We start from the raw sequence: 18,929 nt of genomic DNA, 5'->3' as shown, positions 1-18,929 counted from the left end.
GCAGGTCTACGCAGCGGCGGGGCCGGACACCGTCCAGCCCGGCGCCTGCGGGTGCGCCGTGAGGTCCTCGTGGCGGACTTCCTCCCCGCAGGCGGAGCAGGTGACGACCGGGACGAGTTCGTTGCCGCAGCTGTGTTCGATCACCATGGGGCGATCGCCGTCTTCCCTCAGATGGCGGTCGCCCCATTCCTTGAGGGTCATCAGGACCGGCTCCAGTTCCAGGCCGGCCGGCGTGGCCCGGTACTCGTAGCGCTGGGGGCGCTCGCTGTACAGCTTCTTCGTCAGGATCCCCGCCTCCACCAGACGCTTCAGCCGTGCGGCCAGGATGTCGCGCGGTGCGCCGATGTTGCGCACGAGCTGGTCGAAGCGTCGGTTGCCGAGGCACACCTCGCGCAGGACCAGCAGGGAGTACTTCTCGCCGACCAGGGCCAGGGTGTCGGCGATCGAGCAGGGGCGCGGGTCTCTGGAAGCGGCCATACGCACAGTCTAGGGCAGGGTTTGATTTCCCAACCCCGCGCGTTATGGTGGGTCCAGATTTCCTACTCACCGGTAATCGCCGCACCGGCACCCGCCGGGCAAGGAGGCCCGCACCATGCGTGACGCCGTCATCGTCGAAGCCGTACGCACCCCGGTGGGCAAGGGCAAGCCGAACGGCGCCCTCGCCCACGTCCATCCCGTGGAGCTCCTCGCGCACACCCTGCGCACCCTCGTCGAGCGCTCCGGCGTCGACCCGGCGCTCATCGACGACGTCATCGGCGGCACCGTCGACCAGGTCGGCGAGCAGGCCATGAACACCACCCGGTACGCCGTCCTGTCCGCCGGTTTCCCGGAGACGGTGCCCGCGACCACCGTGGACCGCCAGTGCGGTTCGTCCCAGCAGGCCGTGCACTTCGCCGCCCAGGGCGTGATGTCGGGCGCGTACGACATCGTCGTGGCCTGTGGCGTGGAGTCCATGAGCCGCGTCCCGATGTGGTCCAACGTGCCCGCCGGGAAGGATCCCTTCGGCCCCGGGGTCGCCGAGCGCTACCCGGAAGGCCTGGTTCCGCAGGGCGTCAGCGCCGAGCTGATCGCCGCCAAGTGGTCGATCGGGCGGGAGCAGATGGACGCTTTCGCCGTCTCCTCGCACCGCAAGGCGGCGGCGGCCTGGGACGCCGGGCTGTTCGACGCGGAGACGGCTCCCCTGGAGGGCCTCACGCGTGATGAGTGCATCCGCCCCGGCAGCACGACCGAGATCCTCGCCGGGCTCAAACCCGCCTACTACGACCCGGCGTTCGCCGAACGGTTCCCGCAGATCGAGTGGAACGTCACCGCCGGCAACGCGAGCCCCATCAACGACGGCGCCTCCGCCGTACTGATCACCTCCAGCGAGACCGCGGCCCGCCTCGGACTGCGCCCGCTCGCCCGCCTGCACAGCTTCGCGGTCACCGGATCCGACCCCGTGCTGATGCTCACCGGGGTCATCCCGGCCACCGAGAAGGTGCTGCGCAGGGCGGGGCTCACGCTCGACGACATCGACCTGTTCGAGGTGAACGAGGCCTTCTCCTCGGTGGTTCTGGCCTGGCAGCAGGAGACGGGCGCCGATCCGGCGAAAGTCAACGTGCACGGCGGGGCCATCGCCGTCGGCCACCCGTTGGGCGCGAGCGGCACCCGCCTCACGACGACGCTCGTGCACGCACTCCGCGCGCGCGGCGCCCGTTACGGCCTGCAGACGATGTGCGAGGCGGGCGGCCTCGCCAACGCGATGATCCTCGAAGCGGTCTAGAAGCGATCTAGAAGCGGGCCGGCGGCGGTCTACAAGCGGTCCAGAGGCGTCTAGACGCGCCTGAGGTGGTGGCGCTTCCGCCAGGCCACCACCGCGCCCGCCACCGCCGGTACGGCGATGAAGCCGAGCGCGATCAGGAAGGCAGGGGAGGTCGGCCTCGCGGCGCGGGCGCCGGCGACGACGTACGCGGCGGTGTTCGGGACCGACCCCAGAGCCGTCGCGAGGAGGAACGGCGCCCAGCGCATCCGGGAGACGGCCGCACAGTAGTTGGCCGCCGAGAACGGCACCCCCGGGAACAGCCGGGCCGCCATCATCGAGCGGAAGCCGTGTCGGCTGAGCTGTCCGTCCGCCGCCCTCAGCCAGCGCCCGCGCAGCAGCGGGCGCAGCGCGTCCTGCCCGAGCACCCGGCCCAGCCCGAACGCGATCCCGGCCCCGAGCACGGTGCCCGCGAGGGCCGCGCCCGTGCCGAGCTGCGAGCCGAACACAGTGCCCGCCGCCAGGTTCAACAACGGGCGCGGCACGAACGCGACCGTGCACAACCCGTACGCCACCGCGAAGACGACGGCCGCCGCGGCACCTCCGAGCTGCGGTGGCCGGCCGTGCGCCAGCAGTCTTTGCGGCTCGAACGCCAGCACACACGAAGCCGCCGCCGTGAGCAGCACGACGAGCAGGAACAGGCGCGCCCAGGGCGACAGCAGCAGTCTGGTGCAGCGGGCCGTGAATCCGAGCGGTGCGACGGCGGCGGCCGGTGGCGCGGTGAGCTCCGTTGCGGCGGCCCGGGGAGAGGCCGTGGCGGTGGCGGTGCCCCCAGAGCGGGTGGTGGCATCGAGCATCCGTCGACAGTAACCGGACCATGTGTGTGATCGCCGTATGGTTCGTCTCGCGGGGTCACTGGTTCCGGCAGCCGTCGTCCCGCCGAACTCGCCCCGCCCGGAAAACCATTCGACGTGAGTGGGCCCTTCGGCGATGCTCTACGACATGTTCCGGTACGCCTTCGTCCTCGCAGCATCCGCCGCAGCGGATGCCCCGAAGGCTGCCGTCCTCATCCTCGTGGCCGCTGTCGACGGCGCCCGAAGCTGACCCTTCCCGGATCGTCCGGCGGACCCCGCAGGGGGAGGGTCGGCGAGTCCTTGGGGGTCCCCGCTTTCTTTCGAGAGGCTACGAGGTACAGCCATGCCCAAGACGGCATACGTGCGCACCAAACCGCACCTGAACATCGGCACCATGGGCCACGTCGACCACGGCAAGACCACTTTGACCGCCGCCATCACCAAGGTCCTCGCCGAGCGCGGCAACGGCGGCAGCACCCGATACGTGCCGTTCGACCGGATCGACCGCGCCCCGGAGGAGGCGGCGCGCGGCATCACCATCAACATCGCGCACGTCGAGTACGAGACCGACACCCGGCACTACGCGCACGTGGACATGCCGGGCCACGCCGACTACGTCAAGAACATGGTCACCGGGGCCGCGCAGCTCGACGGGGCGATCCTCGTCGTCTCCGCGCTCGACGGAATCATGCCGCAGACCGCCGAACACGTGCTGCTCGCCCGGCAGGTGGGCGTCGACCACATCGTGGTCGCGCTCAACAAGGCCGACGCGGGCGACGACGAGCTCACCGACCTCGTCGAGTTGGAGGTCCGCGACCTGCTCACCGAGCAGGGCTATCCGGGGGAATCCGTACCGGTCGTGCGCGTCTCCGGACTCAAGGCCCTTGAGGGCGACCCGCGGTGGACCGCGGCGATCGACGCGCTGCTCGACGCGGTGGACACGTATGTGCCCATGCCCGAGCGGTACGTGGACGCGCCGTTCCTCCTGCCGGTGGAGAACGTGCTCACCATCACCGGCCGCGGCACGGTCGTCACCGGCGCCGTCGAGCGCGGCCGGATCCGGGTCGGCGACCGGGTCGAGGTGCTCGGCGCCGAGGTGGAGACGGTGGTCACCGGTCTGGAGACCTTCGGCAAGCCCATGGACGAGGCACAGGCGGGGGACAACGTGGCGCTGCTGCTGCGCGGGGTGCCGCGCGACGGGGTACGTCGCGGGCACGTCGTCGCGGCGCCCGGCAGCGTGGTGCCGAGTCGGCGTTTCACGGCGCGGGTGTACGTGCTGTCGGCCCGCGAGGGCGGTCGTACGACGCCGGTGTCGACCGGTTACCGACCGCAGTTCTACATCCGTACCGCCGATGTCGTCGGGGATGTCGACCTCGGGGAGACGGCCGTCGCCCGCCCCGGTGACACGGTCACGATGACGGTGGAGCTGGGCCGTGAGGTCCCGCTGGAGCCGGGGCTCGGGTTCGCGATCCGCGAGGGTGGCCGGACGATCGGTGCCGGCACGGTGACGTCCGTCGTCTGACGGTGCCGGCCGAGCGGGTGCGGGGAGGCCGCGCTCTTCCCGCACCCGCACAATGGAGCCGTGAGCGAGCCCATACCCGTCACCCGTACCACCGACCACGGCACCGCCAAGCTGATGCCCGATGTCGATCGCGAGCGGGCCTGGCTCCTCACGGTCGACGGGGCGCCGCAGTCGTACGTCGATCTGGACGCCCCGACACACCTGGAGTTCGAGTACGCGCGACGGCTCGGCCATGTGCTGGACACGGTCGCGGAACCCGGGCGGGCGCTGGACGTGGTCCATCTCGGCGGGGGCGCGCTCACCTTGCCGCGCTACGTCGCGGCGACCAGACCCGGCTCACGGCAGGACGTGGTCGAGGCCGACCGGGGCCTGCTGGACCTCGTCGTGGAGCACCTGCCGCTGCCCGCCGGTTCCGGCGTCACCCTGCACGCGGCCGACGCCCGTGCCTGGCTGGAGGCCGCCCCTCCGTCCTCGGCCGACATCGTGATCGCGGACGTCTTCGGCGGCTCCCGCGTCCCCGCCCACCTCACGACGGTGGCGTACGCGCGCGCCGCCGAGCGGGCGCTGCGCCCGGACGGCGTCTATCTGGCGAACCTCGCCGATGCCGCGCCCTTCGCCTTCCTGCGCTCCCAACTCGCCACGTTCGCCACGGTGTTCCAGGAACTCGTGCTGATCGCCGAGCCTGCGGTGCTGCGCGGCCGCCGCTTCGGCAACGCCGTGCTCATCGGTGCGCACCGGCCGCTGGACACGGCCCCGCTCGCCCGCCGATCCGCTGCCGACGCGTTCCCGGCCCGCGTCGAACACGGCGCGGCGCTACGGGCCTTCATGGCCGGCGCCGGGCCGGTGCACGACGAGAACGCCGTCCCGTCGCCAGAACCTCCCGACGGAGCCTTCAGCATCGGCTGACCGGGCGCTGCGCCCGGTGTCGCGGGCCAGGACCGGAAGGTGTGGGGCCGGCCTCCTTCCCGCCGTCGCTACTCATGGGTAACATGCCGCTCATGAGCGCAGACCAGATGTCGATCGGCGAGATGCTCGCCGCCACGGTGCCGATGGCCAGGACTCTGAACCTGGAGTTCCTGGAGACCACCCCGGAGAAGGCCGTGGTGGCCCTGCCGGACCGGAGCGACTTCCACAACCACGTCGGCGGGCCGCACGCCGGAGCGATGTTCACGCTCGGGGAGTCGGCGAGTGGCGCGATCGTGCTGGCCGCGTTCGGGGAGCAGCTGTCGCGGGCCGTGCCGCTCGCCGTGAGCGCCGAGATCGCCTACAAGAAGCTGGCGATGGGGCCGGTCACCGCGACCGCCACCCTCGGCCGCCCCGTCGCCGAGATCGTCGCCGAGCTGGACGCCGGTCTACGCCCCGAGTTCCCCGTCTCCATCGCCATCCAGCGCGAGGACGGCGCCGTCACCGGCGAGATGACGGTCGTCTGGACCCTGCGCCCCAACGGCTGACGCCGCACGCCGCCGTACCGCGAAGCGCCCCGGCCGGCCCCGCACCCCTGGCGGGGCCCTTCCTTCCGCGTCACCTGACACACGGGAACACCCTGAGCGCCACATTCGCACACGACCACCGGTGCGATCTCCGGGACGGCGGCACATCCGGTCGAGCCGGTAGGCTTCACGGCGTGTGCCGTGCCCGCCGGGTGGGCGCACGCCGTGGAAGGCAAGGACGCGAATCGGGAGGAACCGGCGGTGCACGTCCAGGAGTGGCTCGACACGGTCCCCGCGGGCGCCGTCTACGCCGTAGTGGCCCTGGTCATCGGTCTGGAGAGCCTGGGCATCCCGCTGCCGGGCGAAATCGTCCTGGTGTCGGCGGCCCTGCTGTCCTCCCAGCACGGCTCCGTCAACCCGGTGGTCCTGGCGGCCTGCGCGAGCCTCGGCGCCGTCGTCGGCGACTCCATCGGCTATGCGATCGGCCGCAAGGGCGGCCGACCACTGCTCGCCTGGCTCGGGAGGAAGTTCCCCAAGCACTTCGGCGAAGGCCATGTCGCGACCGCCGAGCGGTCCTTCGAGAAGTGGGGCATGTGGGCGGTCTTCTTCGGCCGGTTCGTCGCCCTGCTGCGGATCTTCGCCGGTCCGCTCGCCGGGGTGCTGCGGATGCCGTACTGGAAGTTCCTGACCGCGAACCTCCTGGGCGGCGTGGTCTGGGCGGGCGGCACGACCGCGGTCATCTACTACGTGGGTGTCGTCGCCGAGTCCTGGCTGAAGAAGTTCTCCTACCTCGGGCTGGTGGCCGCGGTGCTGATCGGCCTCGTCTCGATGCTGATCGTGAAGCGCAAGGCGGGCAAGGCGAGCAGGGCGGCGGCGGGGACGCAGGAGACGGAACCGGAGACCGTGCCGGCCTCCGAGTGAGCCTCACCTCTCCTCGTGCACCTCGCGGTGCGCCCGCGCCAGGTCCGCGTACATCGTGCCGTTCAGTGTGACGACCTCCCGCTCCTCGGCGGTCAGCTCCCGCTTGACCTTCGCGGGGACGCCCGCCACCAGTGAGCCCGGGGGCACCCGCATGCCCTGCGGGACCAGGGCCTGGGCGGCGACCAGGGAGCCCGCGCCGATCACCGCGCCGTTGAGGACGGTGGCGCCCATGCCGATCAGGCAGTCGTCCTCCACGGTCGCGCCGTGGACCACCGCGTTGTGCCCGATGGAGACCCGTTCGCCGACGGTGACCGGGAAGCCCGGGTCGGCGTGCAGGGTGCAGTTGTCCTGGACGTTGCTGCTCGCGCCGACGGTGATCCGCTCGACGTCGCCGCGCAGAACCGCGCCGTACCAGACGCTCGCGCCCGCGTGCAGCGTGACGTCCCCGAGCACCACCGACGTGGGGGACACGAACGCCTCCTGATCCACCTCGGGATCCCTGCCGCCGATCCCCGTTATCAGCGCCTTCCGCGTCATGGCCGCCTCCTCGTGGTCGGTACACCGGCACGGTACGCCATCGGTGGGGCGAAGATCACAGGTGCCCGGACGTACGGCCGCACTCCTGGCCGATTACGGTAAGCGGGTGCTCAGGAGCAGGAACACGTTCTCATCATGGCGTCGTGGCCTCGGCCAGCGCGCCGTCCACGCGGCCTGGGCCTGGGTGCAGCGCATCGGGTCGGTGACCGCGGAGCACCCCGGGCGCTTCCGGTTCGGCGCGATGGGAACCGGTACCAGACTCGCCTTCCCGCTCGGCACCGTCTTCGGCGAGCCCTGGATCCACCTGGGCGCCCACTGCATCATCGGCGAGCAGGTGACGCTGACCGCCGGGCTCATGCCCGACCTCGACCTCGGACCGGACCCGATCCTGCGCATCGGTGACGGTGTGGTCCTCGGCCGGGGCAGCCATGTCATCGCCGACACCTCGGTCACGATCGGCCGCGACTGCTACTTCGGGCCGTACGTCTATGTGACCTCCACCAACCACTCCTACGACGATCCCCATGAGCCGATCGGGAAGCAGTGGCCCCGGATGGAACCGGTGGAGATCGGGCCGGGCTGCTGGATCGGCACCGGCGCGGTGATCCTGCCGGGCGCGCGGATCGGGCGGAACGTGGTGGTGGCGGCCGGGGCGGTGGTACGGGGCGCCGTACCCGACCATGCGGTGGTGGCGGGGGCCCCGGCGCGGGTCGTACGACGCTGGACGCCCGATGCCGGCTGGCAGCCGCCGCTCAGGACCCCGGCCCCGGTCCCCATCCCGGACGGTGTCACGCCCGAGCAGCTGCAGGCGCTGGCCCAGCTGGACGAGGAGGCCGTCGCCCGGCTCGCCGAACTGGAGGCCGAGTCCTGAGCCGGAGCGCCGGACCTTCGGGGCTCTCAGCCGGCTGCGAGGAGTACCGTGCCCACCAGGGCCAGGCCCGCGCCCGCCGCCTGCACGGCCCGCAGCCGTTCGCTGAGGAAGCCGCGCGCGGCGAGCGCCGTGACCACCGGATAGAGCGAGGCGAGCACCGCCGCCACGGTGACCGGGCCGTGCTGGGCGGCGATCGCGTACGTGCCGTTGGCCGCCACGTCGGCCAGCCCGACGAAGGCGAGCGCGGGCAGGGAACGCCAGGGGAGACTGTCGTCGGGAAGCGCCGGGGTGCCCCGGCGCAGGGCGGCGTACAGGGCGGCTCCGCCTCCGGCGACGTTGGCCGCGCGCTGCACGAACAGTGCCAGGAACAGTCCCGTGACCGTGGTCGACGCCTCCGCGATCAGCGCGAACACCGTGCCGAAGCCGAGCGCGGCCACCAGTGTCAGCCAGATCGCCTTCCGCTGCACCGGGGCACCCCTGAGCTGGGGGCCGCCCGCGAGCACGACTCCGGCGACGGCGACCAGGATGCCCGCCACCTGCAGCACCCCGGGGCGCTCGCCGAGGAGGAGACCCACGCCGACGGGGACCGCCACGCTCAGGGTGGCGAGCGGGGAGACCACGCCCATCGGGCCGAGGGCGAGCGCCTGGTAGAAGGAGAGCAGGGCGATCGGGCCGATCAGGCCGGCGGCGAGCGCGAACCACAGCCGTGGCCCCGCCTCGCTCCAGCCGCCCGTGGCCACCACGATCGCCCCCAGTACGGCTGCGGCGATCGTCTGCGAGACGACGACGACGGTCAGCGCCGGCATCCTCCGCGTCAGCAGCCCGCCGCCGAAGTCGGCCAGGCCCCACAGAAGGCTCGTGGCCAGGGCGAAGAGTGCTGTCATGGGCGGCCTCGCAGTACAGTTCAGTGAACGATCAGGTGCACCCCATCATAGTTCAATCAAGTCAACTCTGTCATACAGAATATTGGACGGAATGTGTCGGACCTCGACCTGCTGACCCAGTCCCTGGCGCGCAACGTCAAGCGGTGGCGCACCGAGCGGGGCTTCACGCTGGACGCGCTGGCCGCCCGCGCCGGGGTCAGCCGCGGCATGCTCATCCAGATCGAGCAGGCCCGCACCAATCCGAGCATCGGCACGGTCGTCAAGATCGGCGACGCGCTGGGCGTCAGCATCACCACGCTGCTCGACTACGAGCAGGGCCCCAGGGTCCGCATCGTCCCGGCCGACCAGGCCGTACGCCTGTGGCACACCGATGCCGGCAGCTACAACCGCCTCCTCGCCGGCACCGAGGCGCCCGGTCCGCTGGAGATGTGGGACTGGCGGCTGATGCCCGGCGACCGCAGCCCCTCGGACCCGCACCCCGTCGGCACGGTCGAACTCGTCCACGTCACCGCGGGCGAGCTGACCCTCACCGTCGACGGCGTCGCGTACCGCGTCCCCACCGGAGCCAGCGCCTCCTTCGAGGCCGGCACGCCGCACACGTACGCCAACGACGGTGACGTCCCGATGGAGATGGTGATGGCGGTCTCGGTGCCGCCCGTGCGCTGAGACGCCCGGCGGGCCGGTGGCGTCCCGGCTGTTAACGTGCCGTCATGCGCGCGCCCATCGGAGACTTCGACCACGCCACCCCGGCCCCCGACTGCCTCGACGAGCTCACCGCCCCCGTCGCCGACGCCGTACGACACTGGAGCGGCAGCGTGCCCGCCGAACGGATCGTGTACGTCGACACCGAGCCCGACCGGGCCGACACGACGACCTTCGTCGAGCACTACGGCAAGGAACTGCTCGACCAGTCCGCCAACTGCGTCGTGGTCACGGGCAAGCGCGGCGGCGAAGCGACGCTGGCCGCCTGCGTGGTCCTCTCCGCCACCCGGGTCGACGTCAATGGTGTGGTGCGCCGCCAACTCGGCGCCCGCAAGGCCTCGTTCGCGCCCATGGACGTGGCTACGGGCGAGACCGGCATGGAGTACGGCGGTATCACCCCGATCGGACTGCCGGACAGCTGGCCGGTGTTGGTGGACTCCAGGGTCGTCGACCTGCCGTACGTCCTGGTCGGCAGCGGCCGGCGCCGCGGCAAGCTGCTGGTGCCGGGCAAGGCGTTCGCCGAACTGCCGCACGCGGTGGTGCTGGAGGGCCTGGGCGTCTGACCGGCGCCGCGATCAACTCGGGGTGTGGTGGGCCAGGGCCAGATGCGGGTCCGCCTCGCCAGGGGCCGGGGCCGGGTCCGCGTGCACCAGGGCCGCGGTGAGCCTCGGAACCGCGTGCAGCAGGGCGTGTTCGGCCTCGACCGCGATGGCGTGCGCCCGCCGTACGCTCACCTCGCCGTCGACCACGACCGCCACTTCGGCGCGCAACCGGTGTCCGATCCAGCGCAGTCGCAGCTCACCCACTTCCCGCACACCCGGCACCTCCTTCAGCGCCCGCTCCGCGCGGTCCACCAGGGCCGGGTCGACGGCGTCCAGCACCCGCCGGAACACCTCGCGCGCCGCGTCCCGCAGCACCAGCACGATCGCAGCCGTGATCGCCAGCCCCACCACCGGGTCGGCGAGCTGCCACCCGAGCGCCGCCCCGCCCGCGCCCACCAGCACCGCCAGCGAGGTGAAGCCGTCGGTACGCGCGTGGAGTCCGTCCGCGACCAGCGCGGCCGAACCGATCGCGCGGCCCACCCGGATGCGGTGACGGGCGACCCACTCGTTGCCCGCGAAACCGATGACGGCCGCGACGGCGACGACCGGGATGTGATGCATGGGGCGGGGGTCCAGCAGCCGCTCCACCGCCGTCCAGGCGGCGAACGCGGCGGAGGCGGCGATCGTCAGCACGACCACGAGGCCGGCGAGGTCCTCCGCGCGGCCGTACCCGTAGGTGAAGCGGCGCGTGGCCGCACGCCGGCCGAGGACGAACGCGATGCCGAGCGGCACCGCGGTCAGCGCGTCGGCCGCGTTGTGCACGGAGTCCCCCAGCAGCGCCACCGAACCGGAGAGCACGACCACCACCGCCTGCGCCAGCGCGGTCGCCCCCAGCACGGCCAGTGAGACCCACAGCGCCCGCAGCCCGCGCGCGGAGGACTCCAGCGCCGCGTCGAGCTTGTCGGCGGTTTCGTGGGAGTGCGGTGCGAGGAGGTGGCGGAGGCGGGAGAGCGGGCCGTGCGGATGCTCGTGGTCGTGCCGATGGGGGTGCGGATGCGGGTGGTCGTGAGGATGGGCCTGGTGGCTGTGCGCATGTGCCGGGCCGTGCTCATGCCGCACGTGGTCGTGCCTCAAGTGGCTGTGACCCTCGTTGTCGTGCCCCATGTGCGCGTATTCCACATGGTCGTGCCCCATGTGCGCATGCCCCATGTGCCCGTTCCCCATGTGCTCGTGTCTCATCCAAGGCCCCTTCCGCCGCGCGGCAGTGGACGAGTACCCGTCCAGGGAGCCATTATGTGCGTATGAGCGCACGCATGCACCTATCATCTGCACAGGGTGCGCAGCCGCGCACGGGCGGCACCGCGGGCGACCACCCCCGCACGCCCGGCGAGGAGCAGTTCGCGTTGGCCGCCGAGCTGCTGGCGCTGCTGGGCGATCGCACCCGGCTGGCCCTGCTGCACGCCCTGAGCGGCGGCGAGGCGGACGTCTCGACGCTCACTGAGGCGTGCGGCGCGGCCCGGCCCGCCGTCAGCCAGCACCTGGCGCGGCTGCGGCTGGCCGGTCTGGTGGACACCCGCAAGCAAGGCCGCCGCGTGATCTACTCCCTGCGCGACGGGCATCTGCGCCGGGTCGTGAACGAGGCGCTCAGCCTGGCCGACCATCGGCTCACCGACCGTCCGGCGCACGACTGAGGTGCCGGTTCGGCGCACACGTGTACGGCTGTGGGCCAGGACCCCTCGGTCGTGGCCCACAGCCGTGTCACCGTGCGCGGGCCGGTGTTCGGCCCGGAGCGCGGGAGGTCAGGCGGCGACCGGCTTGGCCTCCGAGAGCTGCTCGATGACCTTGGTCAGGCCCTCGACGACCTCGGCGTCGTCCGCGGGGTGGGTCTCGGCGAAGCGGGTCACGGAGCCGGGGATGGACAGCTTGGCGTCCTCGACGACGTGGGCACCGGCGATGCCCACGGCCTTGCGGGTCTCGTCCTGCGCCCACACGCCGCCGTACTGGCCGAAGGCGGTGCCCACGACGGCGACCGGCTTGCCGGTCAGGGCGCCGGCACCGTACGGACGGGACAGCCAGTCGATCGCGTTCTTCAGGACGGCGGGGATGGTGCCGTTGTACTCGGGCGAGAACAGCAGCAGCGCGTCCGCCTGGGCGGCGGCGTTGCGCAGCGCGGTCGCAGCCTCGGGGACGGTGCCCTCGACGTCGATGTCCTCGTTGTAGAAGGGCACCTGGCCCAGACCCTCGTGCAGCGCCACCTCGACGCCCTCGGGAGCGTGCTTCACGGCGGCTTCGGCGAGCTGACGGTTGTGGGAACCGGCACGAAGGCTGCCGACGAGGGCGAGGATGCGTACGGACATGGCATAACTCCCGGAATGTGTGTTCAGTACAGGCGGACCGAGGAAGTCCGTTGAACGTTGTACCACTTTAACCGGACCGCGGTCCAGTTCCTCCGACACCATAAACGGACCTCGGTCCGATTGTCTTCCCCGAGCGTTACGCTTGGCCCATGACCGAGCCGCTCGCGCCCCTTCCTCCGCCTCCGGGTGGCATTGCCAGCCCGACCGACCTCGCCCTCATGCCCACCGGTGAGACCGCCCGGCTGCGTGCCGACGCCGCGCGCAACCGCACCCGCCTGCTGGAGGTCGCCGCCCGCCTGGCCGCCGAGCGCGGCATCGCGAACGTCACGATGGAAGACATCGCCTCCGGCGCGGGTGTCGGCAAGGGCACCGTCTTCCGGCGGTTCGGCGATCGGATCGGCCTGATGGTGGAGCTGCTCAGTCACCACGAGGAGGGGCTCCAGGCCGCCTTCCTCTCCGGGCCGCCGCCGCTCGGCCCCGGCGCGCCCGCCCGGGAGCGGCTGCACGCGTTCGGTTCGGCCGTCATCCGCCATGAGCACGTCCACCGGGACCTGTATCTGGCCGCCCACACGGACGCGAGCCGCCGGCGTGCCAACCCGGCGTACCAGCTCCGGCTGGCTCACGTCTGCATGCTGCTGCGCGAGGCGCGGGCGGAGGGCGACACGGAACTCGTGGCGCACACGTTGCTCGGCTATCTGGAGACGGCGCTCGTCGACCACCTGCTGACCCGTCGCGGGATGTCCCCGGAGCGGGTCGAGGCCGGCTGGTGCGACCTCGTGGACCGGTACACGGGCCGATGTACCGGCGGCTGCACCGACTGACCGGCCATAACGTTTGCGCAGGTCAGCCGCTTGTTATCGGAGATGACAACGGTCACCGGTGCAGCCTTTGCCCTGGGGCGTGGCGATGGGTTTCACTGCGGTCGAGGCACCTGATGCGAGGGGGAAGGCGGACCACATGAGCGGCCACGGTCATGAGCATGGCCCAGGGAGCCATTCCGGGCACTCCCACGGTGTGTCGGCGGATGCCGACCGCCGCTGGCTGGCCCTCGCGCTCGGCCTGATCGCGGTGTTCATGGCGGCCGAGGTGGCCGTCGGCATCGTCGCCGGCTCCCTCGCGCTGATCTCCGACGCGGCCCACATGCTCACCGACGCCGCGTCCATCGTGCTCGCCCTCATCGCGATGCGGCTGGCCGCCCGCCCGGCCCGCGGCGGCTTCACCTACGGCCTCAAGCGCGCGGAGATCCTCTCCGCCCAGGCGAACGGCCTGACCCTACTGCTGCTGGGCGCCTGGCTGGCGTACGAGGCCGTGCGGCGCCTGATCGTGCCGCCCCAGGTGGAAGGCGGCCTGATGCTGGCCACCGCGCTCACCGGGATCGTCGTGAACGTGGCCGCGACCTACTGCATCTCCAAGGCCAACCGCACCTCGTTGAACGTCGAGGGTGCCTATCAGCACGTGCTGAACGACCTGTTCGCCTTCATCGGCACCGCGATCGCCGCGCTCGTCGTCGTCCTGACGGGCTTCCGGCGCGCCGACCCGATCGCCACGCTGGTGGTCGTCGCGCTGATGGTCAAGGCCGCCTACGGGCTGCTGCGCGACTCCGGCCGCATCTTCCTGGAGGCCGCGCCCGCCGACGTCGATCCGGACGCGTTGGGCGACCGGCTCGTCACCCGGCCGGACGTCGTCGAGGTGCACGACCTCCACGTCTGGCAGATCACCTCCGGTCAGGCCGCCCTGTCCGCCCACGTCCTGGTCGAACCCGGGGGCGACTGTCACGCCGTGCGCCGCGACCTCGAGGAGGTGCTGCGCCACGACTACCGCATCACCCACACCACCCTCCAGGTCGACCACGCCCCCGAACAGGTCCTGCAGGTGGCCCTGCCCGGCGACCGAAGCGCCACGGACGACCCCGCGCACTGCGACGCCCCGCACGGCCCCGTGCACCGGGAAGAGCCTCACCACCACTGACGGCGGCGCGCAGGAGTCGTATGGCGCCCTTTTTTGACCCCTTCTTTCCCCAAATACCTCTGAAGCAGAGCTAATCTCATAGGCGTGGAACCGGAGAGGCTCGCCGACGACCTGGCCGCCGCGCTGATCGGAGTGCAGCGGCTGATCCGCCGGCGCGTGCGCGGCAAAATGGCCGCGCCGCCGCTGCGCGGAGCGGAGGTCGAACTGCTGCGCCTGGTCGTGGACCGGCCGGGCGTGGGGGTGTCGGACGCGGCCAAGGAGCTCTACCTGGCGGGCAACTCGGTCTCCACACTCGTCAAGCACCTGGTCCGCGACGGCTATGTGATCCGTGAAACGGATCCGGCCGATCGGCGGGCCGTGCGCCTGCTGCCCACCGAGGCGGCCAAGACGCGGCTGCACGACTGGCGCGAGCGGCGCGGGGCACTCGTACGCGGCCAGGTGGCCCGCCTCGACGAGGCGGACCGCAAGGCGCTCGAGGCGGCCCTCCCGGCCCTGCGCCGACTGGCGGAGAACCTGCGTGAGGAGGCCGAGGAGACATGACGCGGAACGCGACGGACGGCGAGGCTCCGGCAGCCGACGCCGTCACCTGTGCCGGACTGCGCTACTCCTTCGGGGAGACCACCGCGGTCGACGGGCTCGACCTCTCCGTCCGCGACGGCGAGGTCTTCGGACTGCTCGGCCCCAACGGCGCCGGCAAGACCACCGCCATCCGTTGCATGACCACGCTCCTTCCGGTCCCGGCCGGCATGGTGCGCGTCTTCGGCCACGACGCGACGCGCGAACGCATGGCCGTACGGCGCCTGCTGGGCTACGTACCGCAGCAGCTCTCCGCCGACGCCGGACTCACCGGCCGGGAGAACGTGGCCCTGTTCGCCCGCGTCTTCGACGTCTCCCGCCGCGAGCGCGCCCGCCGCGTGGACCAGGCCCTCGCCGCCGTCGACCTCACCGCCGCGGCCGACCGGCTCGCCAAGACGTACTCCGGCGGCATGGTCCGCCGGCTGGAGCTCGCCCAGGCACTGGTGAGCGCGCCCCGGCTACTGATCCTCGACGAGCCCACCATCGGCCTGGACCCCATTGCCCGGACCAACGTGTGGGAGCACATCAACGCCGTACGCGCCGCCACCGGCATGACCGTCCTCGTCACCACCCACTACATGGACGAGGCCGACCAGTACTGCGACCGCGTCGCCCTGATGCACCGCGGGCGGGTCCGCGCCCTCGGCACCCCCGAGGAGCTGCGGAACGGCCTCGCGCAGCGGCTCGGCACCGAAGGCCCGCTGCCGACGCTGGAGGACGTCTTCCGGGACGTCGCCGGCAGCGGACTCGACGACCAGTCAGGAGACTTCCGCGATGTCCGAAGCACCCGCCGCACCGCGTCCCGCGTCGGCTGACCGCGCCCACCCGGCGGACCTCGACCTGCTGGTGGCCCCACCACGGGCTCGCACCGGGTGGCGGGTGCTGCCCGCCCGGGTCGTCGCGATGTGCGCGGTCGAGCTGCAGAAGCTGCGCCACGACCGCACCGAGCTGTACACCCGGGCGGTCCAGCCGGCGCTGTGGCTGCTGATCTTCGGCGAGACGTTCACCCGGATCAGGGCGATCCCCACCGGCGGCATCCCCTACCTGGACTACCTCGCGCCCGGGATCATCGCCCAGTCCGCGATGTTCATCGCGATCTTCTACGGCATCATGATCATCTGGGAGCGGGACTCCGGGATCCTCACCAAGCTGCTGGTCACCCCGACCCCACGGGCCGCGCTGATCGCCGGCAAGGCCTTCGCCGCCGGGGTGAAGGCGCTGGTGCAGGCGATCGTGGTGGTCCTGATCGCGGCCCTGCTCGGTGTGGCGCTGACCTGGAACCCGCTGCGGCTGCTGGGTGTAGCGGTGGCCGTCGTCCTCGGTTCGGCCTTCTTCTCCTGCCTGTCCATGACGATCGCGGGCATCGTCCTGACCCGGGACCGCCTCATGGGCATCGGCCAGGCCATCACGATGCCGCTGTTCTTCGGCTCCAACGCCCTCTACCCGGTGCACGTCATGCCCGGCTGGCTCCAGGCCATCAGCAAGGTCAACCCGCTGAGCTACCAGGTCGACGCCCTGCGCGGCCTCCTCCTCGGCACACCCTCCCACCTGCTCACCGACTTCCTGGTGCTGCTGGTGGCGGCGGCCGTGGGCATCACGTCGGCGTCGTCGCTGCTGGGACGGCTGGCCCGCTGAGGCGGGGCAGGGCCGGCGGGTCGGCTCACCTCTTCTTCCAGAACGCCATCAGGTCCGCGAGCGCCCTGATGATCTCGGGCCGCTGCGACGCCTCCGCCTGCCGCAGACTGATGGCGAGCGACAGCAGGATCATGGCGACGAAGAGGCCGACGGCGTAGACGAAGAGGTGAGGGGCGGCCACGGCCACCTGCTCCAGTACGGACCACATAGCGCCTCCCGGACATTCCCAGCCGCTGCGTCCGAGAGACTCCGGCAGGGCGCGAAGCCCCTCGACGAAGGCAGGTCGATCGATCTCCGTGGTGCGTAGAGCTCCGAACAAAAGCTCTGGGTGGGGTCGGCGGCGCCGGGTCGCTGTCGCCCGTGCGTCGGTCCCGGTCGAAGGTGTGGGGCCCGTACGTCGAGCGGCTCGGCGCCCTGAGCGGTTCGGTCTCGTCGACGTCGGCGGAGGCGGGGCGGATACTCCTCGCCGCCGCCCGACCAGTTACTTCGTCGTCTCAAGATATCCGAGAGGGCAGCACGAACCCGGGTGACCCGCGCGCCGGTTCACTCTCACGGCCCCGTCGGCTCCTCGTCCGGTTGTCGCAACCTCAGCGCAGGGAGGGGATCTCGATCGCGGGGCAGCGGTCCATCACCATCTCCAGGCCGGCGGCGCGGGTGCGCTCGTACGCCTGCTCGTCGATGACGCCCAGCTGGAACCAGACGGCCTTGGCGCCGATCGCGACCGCCTCGTCGGCGACCGGACCCGCCAGGTCGCTGTTGACGAAGACGTCGACGACGTCGACCGGGAACGGAATCGCGTCCAGCGACGGGTAGCCCTGCTCGCCGTGGACCGTCTCGGCCTTGGGATGGACCGGCACGATGCGCTTGCCGAAGCGCTGCAGGACGGCGGCGACCCCGTAGGCCGGCCGGCGCTGGTTGGTGGACAGCCCCACGACCGCCCAGGTGTCGCCCAGCTCGGTGAGGATCTTGCGGATCGTTGCTGAGTCGCCGTACACGCCCGGTTCCCTTCGACGTCCCACGGCCCGGCAGTCCCGCGCCGCCTGCTGTGGGCGCCAACAGCTGGTGGGAGGCGCTGATTCCCGGTCCGCGGCCGGGCCGCCAGGGCCGTCCGGAACGGGATGCGATCGGCTGCGCCGGGGGCCTCGCCCGCCTACGCTCGCCTCGTGCTCCGAATCATCGACGCCCGCAGCGGCGAGCCCACCGACGTCCGCCCGGGCCTGGTCCGGGTCCACGCGCACCCCGCCGGGGACGACATTTCCGCGCTGCGGGTGCTGCTGGTGGCCGATGTGCTGGCCAGGGCCCTGGAGCTGGGCGGAACACCCGTCGTCACAGTGGGGGCGCCGCTCGCCCCCCTCCGGGCACGCGCCGACGCCCTCGGCATCCGCCCCGCGGAGCCGGACGCACCGGGCTTCGGGCAGGTGCTGCACGTGGTCGGAGCGCAGGGCGCCGCACCCGACGGGGTGTGCGTCGAGGTCGCCCCGGCAACCGGCCCCGCCGACACCACGGCCCCGCCGTCTGCCGTGCGCCTCGCCCTGCTCGCCCAGCCCCGCCGACAGCCCGCCGGCCTCGACACGGCCACCCTCACCGAGGCGCGCGACACCCTCGTCCGCTGGCGCAAGGCCGTCGCCGGCTGGGCGACCCGCCCCTCCAGGCCGATCCCCGAACAGGTTCGGCAGGCACTGCGCACCGCCTGGGAGGACGATCTCGACGTCCTCGCCGTCCTGGACGTCCTCAGGTGCGTGGAGAGCGCCGACGACGTGCCGGACGGGGCGCGCTTCGAGACGTACGCCTACGCCGACCGGCTGCTCGGGCTCGACCTCACCCGCGAGATCGGTACCTGGAAATGAGCACCCCGGCCGGGAAGGGCCCGCTGCGCAGGCTCGTCGTGCTGCGGCACGCCAAGTCCGCCTGGCCCGAGGGCGTATCCGACCACGAACGTCCACTCGCCGGGCGCGGCCTCCGGGACGCCCCGGCCGCCGGGCGTGCGCTCGCCGAGGCCGACTGGCTGCCCGACCTCGCCCTGTGTTCGACCGCCGTCCGCGCCCGCCAGACCTGGGAGCTGGCCTCGGCCCAGTGGGGCACGCCGCCGCCCGTACGGCTCCAGCGACGGCTCTACGCCGCCGACGTACCCGATCTGCTGGACGCCGTACACGAAGTGCCCGCCGCCGTGCGGACGCTGCTGCTGATCGGGCACAACCCAGGGCTCGCCGAGCTGGTGCTGGAACTCGCCGGGGACGGCCTGGACGACACGCTCGACCGGGTCCGCACCAAGTTCCCCACCGCGGCCGTCGCCGTCCTCGCCTGGCACGGCACCGCCTGGGAGGCACTGGCCCCCGGCGCGGCGCTCCTCACGGACGTGGTCGTGGCGCGCGGGAGGAAGCCGAAGTAGGGC

At 72.2% G+C, this 18,929-nt stretch carries 24 protein-coding genes; 16 read left to right on the top strand and 8 right to left on the bottom strand.

What is annotated here, in order from left to right:
- Nucleotides 1-6: 6 nt before the first annotated feature.
- Complete coding sequence (locus ACFYZJ_RS08690; RefSeq protein WP_388564363.1) at nt 7-477, bottom strand: winged helix-turn-helix transcriptional regulator; 471 nt, start codon at nt 475-477, stop codon at nt 7-9.
- A 115-nt stretch (nt 478-592) separates the two neighbouring features.
- Here ACFYZJ_RS08690 and ACFYZJ_RS08685 point away from each other — a divergent pair, with 115 nt between their 5' ends.
- Nucleotides 593-1,762 carry a thiolase family protein gene (locus tag ACFYZJ_RS08685; RefSeq protein ID WP_388564360.1) on the top strand — a complete coding sequence of 390 codons (1,170 nt, stop codon included), beginning with the start codon at nt 593-595 and terminating at the stop codon, nt 1,760-1,762.
- Between the two features lie 50 nt (nt 1,763-1,812).
- Here ACFYZJ_RS08685 and ACFYZJ_RS08680 read toward each other — a convergent pair whose 3' ends face one another.
- A complete protein-coding gene (locus ACFYZJ_RS08680; RefSeq protein WP_388564357.1) occupies nt 1,813-2,595 on the bottom strand; it encodes a TVP38/TMEM64 family protein in 783 nt (260 codons plus the stop codon).
- 340 nt (nt 2,596-2,935) lie between these two features.
- On the opposite strand from ACFYZJ_RS08680, the gene tuf reads away from it, so the two are divergent.
- The 4 genes from tuf to ACFYZJ_RS08660 all read left to right on the top strand — a co-directional run bounded on the left by tuf (nt 2,936) and on the right by ACFYZJ_RS08660 (nt 6,465).
- Entirely contained in the window at nt 2,936-4,114 is a 1,179-nt protein-coding gene (gene tuf, locus ACFYZJ_RS08675; RefSeq protein WP_388564354.1) for an elongation factor Tu, read from the top strand.
- Nucleotides 4,115-4,174: 60 nt separating this feature from the next.
- Nucleotides 4,175-5,020, top strand: a complete 846-nt coding sequence (locus ACFYZJ_RS08670) for a spermidine synthase (protein ID WP_388564351.1) — start codon at nt 4,175-4,177, stop codon at nt 5,018-5,020.
- 107 nt (nt 5,021-5,127) lie between these two features.
- The gene (locus tag ACFYZJ_RS08665; protein WP_388564559.1) at nt 5,128-5,565 is read left to right on the top strand and encodes a DUF4442 domain-containing protein; all 438 of its coding nucleotides are present in this window, start codon (nt 5,128-5,130) and stop codon (nt 5,563-5,565) included.
- Nucleotides 5,566-5,805: 240 nt separating this feature from the next.
- Complete coding sequence (locus ACFYZJ_RS08660; protein ID WP_388564557.1) at nt 5,806-6,465, top strand: DedA family protein; 660 nt, start codon at nt 5,806-5,808, stop codon at nt 6,463-6,465.
- A 3-nt stretch (nt 6,466-6,468) separates the two neighbouring features.
- Here the strand turns inward: ACFYZJ_RS08660 and ACFYZJ_RS08655 are convergent, their stop codons facing one another.
- Complete coding sequence (locus tag ACFYZJ_RS08655) at nt 6,469-7,002, bottom strand: gamma carbonic anhydrase family protein (protein WP_388564348.1); 534 nt, start codon at nt 7,000-7,002, stop codon at nt 6,469-6,471.
- 106 nt (nt 7,003-7,108) lie between these two features.
- Here ACFYZJ_RS08655 and ACFYZJ_RS08650 point away from each other — a divergent pair, with 106 nt between their 5' ends.
- Nucleotides 7,109-7,873: an acyltransferase gene (locus tag ACFYZJ_RS08650; protein WP_388564345.1), complete on the top strand. Its 765-nt coding sequence runs from the start codon at nt 7,109-7,111 to the stop codon at nt 7,871-7,873.
- A 26-nt stretch (nt 7,874-7,899) separates the two neighbouring features.
- Here ACFYZJ_RS08650 and ACFYZJ_RS08645 read toward each other — a convergent pair whose 3' ends face one another.
- The gene (locus tag ACFYZJ_RS08645; protein ID WP_388564343.1) at nt 7,900-8,757 is read right to left on the bottom strand and encodes an EamA family transporter; all 858 of its coding nucleotides are present in this window, start codon (nt 8,755-8,757) and stop codon (nt 7,900-7,902) included.
- Nucleotides 8,758-8,850: 93 nt separating this feature from the next.
- Between ACFYZJ_RS08645 and ACFYZJ_RS08640 the strand changes: the two genes are divergently transcribed.
- Entirely contained in the window at nt 8,851-9,423 is a 573-nt protein-coding gene (locus tag ACFYZJ_RS08640; RefSeq protein WP_388564340.1) for a helix-turn-helix domain-containing protein, read from the top strand.
- Between the two features lie 44 nt (nt 9,424-9,467).
- Nucleotides 9,468-10,022, top strand: a complete 555-nt coding sequence (locus tag ACFYZJ_RS08635) for a YbaK/EbsC family protein (RefSeq protein WP_388564337.1) — start codon at nt 9,468-9,470, stop codon at nt 10,020-10,022.
- Nucleotides 10,023-10,034: 12 nt separating this feature from the next.
- Here ACFYZJ_RS08635 and ACFYZJ_RS08630 read toward each other — a convergent pair whose 3' ends face one another.
- Entirely contained in the window at nt 10,035-11,165 is a 1,131-nt protein-coding gene (locus ACFYZJ_RS08630; RefSeq protein ID WP_388564554.1) for a cation diffusion facilitator family transporter, read from the bottom strand.
- Between the two features lie 137 nt (nt 11,166-11,302).
- Between ACFYZJ_RS08630 and ACFYZJ_RS08625 the strand changes: the two genes are divergently transcribed.
- The gene (locus ACFYZJ_RS08625) at nt 11,303-11,692 is read left to right on the top strand and encodes an ArsR/SmtB family transcription factor (RefSeq protein WP_388564334.1); all 390 of its coding nucleotides are present in this window, start codon (nt 11,303-11,305) and stop codon (nt 11,690-11,692) included.
- A 108-nt stretch (nt 11,693-11,800) separates the two neighbouring features.
- On the opposite strand, the gene ACFYZJ_RS08620 is transcribed toward ACFYZJ_RS08625, so the two are convergent.
- Nucleotides 11,801-12,358 carry an NAD(P)H-dependent oxidoreductase gene (locus ACFYZJ_RS08620; RefSeq protein WP_388564333.1) on the bottom strand — a complete coding sequence of 186 codons (558 nt, stop codon included), beginning with the start codon at nt 12,356-12,358 and terminating at the stop codon, nt 11,801-11,803.
- A gap of 149 nt (nt 12,359-12,507) precedes the next feature.
- Here ACFYZJ_RS08620 and ACFYZJ_RS08615 point away from each other — a divergent pair, with 149 nt between their 5' ends.
- From ACFYZJ_RS08615 to ACFYZJ_RS08595, 5 genes are all read left to right on the top strand, one after another.
- A complete protein-coding gene (locus tag ACFYZJ_RS08615) occupies nt 12,508-13,179 on the top strand; it encodes a TetR/AcrR family transcriptional regulator (RefSeq protein ID WP_388564331.1) in 672 nt (223 codons plus the stop codon).
- A gap of 136 nt (nt 13,180-13,315) precedes the next feature.
- Nucleotides 13,316-14,326, top strand: coding sequence for a cation diffusion facilitator family transporter (locus ACFYZJ_RS08610; protein WP_388564328.1), 1,011 nt, complete (start codon nt 13,316-13,318; stop codon nt 14,324-14,326).
- 84 nt (nt 14,327-14,410) lie between these two features.
- Entirely contained in the window at nt 14,411-14,866 is a 456-nt protein-coding gene (locus ACFYZJ_RS08605; RefSeq protein WP_388564325.1) for a MarR family winged helix-turn-helix transcriptional regulator, read from the top strand.
- Nucleotides 14,863-15,717 (top strand): ABC transporter ATP-binding protein, encoded by an 855-nt coding sequence (locus ACFYZJ_RS08600; RefSeq protein WP_388564324.1) that lies wholly within the window; start codon nt 14,863-14,865, stop codon nt 15,715-15,717. The genes ACFYZJ_RS08605 and ACFYZJ_RS08600 overlap by 4 nt, the downstream gene beginning before the upstream one ends.
- A complete protein-coding gene (locus ACFYZJ_RS08595) occupies nt 15,677-16,537 on the top strand; it encodes an ABC transporter permease (RefSeq protein ID WP_388564321.1) in 861 nt (286 codons plus the stop codon). The genes ACFYZJ_RS08600 and ACFYZJ_RS08595 overlap by 41 nt, the downstream gene beginning before the upstream one ends.
- Before the next feature lie 25 nt (nt 16,538-16,562).
- On the opposite strand, the gene ACFYZJ_RS08590 is transcribed toward ACFYZJ_RS08595, so the two are convergent.
- A complete protein-coding gene (locus tag ACFYZJ_RS08590; RefSeq protein WP_388564319.1) occupies nt 16,563-16,745 on the bottom strand; it encodes a hypothetical protein in 183 nt (60 codons plus the stop codon).
- Between the two features lie 379 nt (nt 16,746-17,124).
- Complete coding sequence (locus tag ACFYZJ_RS08585) at nt 17,125-17,532, bottom strand: CoA-binding protein (protein WP_263228756.1); 408 nt, start codon at nt 17,530-17,532, stop codon at nt 17,125-17,127.
- Nucleotides 17,533-17,700: 168 nt separating this feature from the next.
- On the opposite strand from ACFYZJ_RS08585, the gene ACFYZJ_RS08580 reads away from it, so the two are divergent.
- Both ACFYZJ_RS08580 and ACFYZJ_RS08575 read left to right on the top strand, forming a co-directional pair.
- On the top strand, nt 17,701-18,384 hold the full coding sequence (locus ACFYZJ_RS08580; protein ID WP_388564317.1) for a hypothetical protein: 684 nt from the start codon (nt 17,701-17,703) through the stop codon (nt 18,382-18,384).
- Nucleotides 18,381-18,926, top strand: coding sequence for a SixA phosphatase family protein (locus ACFYZJ_RS08575; protein WP_388564314.1), 546 nt, complete (start codon nt 18,381-18,383; stop codon nt 18,924-18,926). The genes ACFYZJ_RS08580 and ACFYZJ_RS08575 overlap by 4 nt, the downstream gene beginning before the upstream one ends.
- The last annotated feature ends 3 nt before the right edge of the window (nt 18,927-18,929 follow it).

Origin of the sequence: Streptomyces sp. NPDC001848, from assembly GCF_042891915.1 — a bacterium.
Lineage (GTDB): Bacteria > Actinomycetota > Actinomycetes > Streptomycetales > Streptomycetaceae > Streptomyces.
This window is presented reverse-complemented; position numbering and strand designations above follow the sequence as displayed.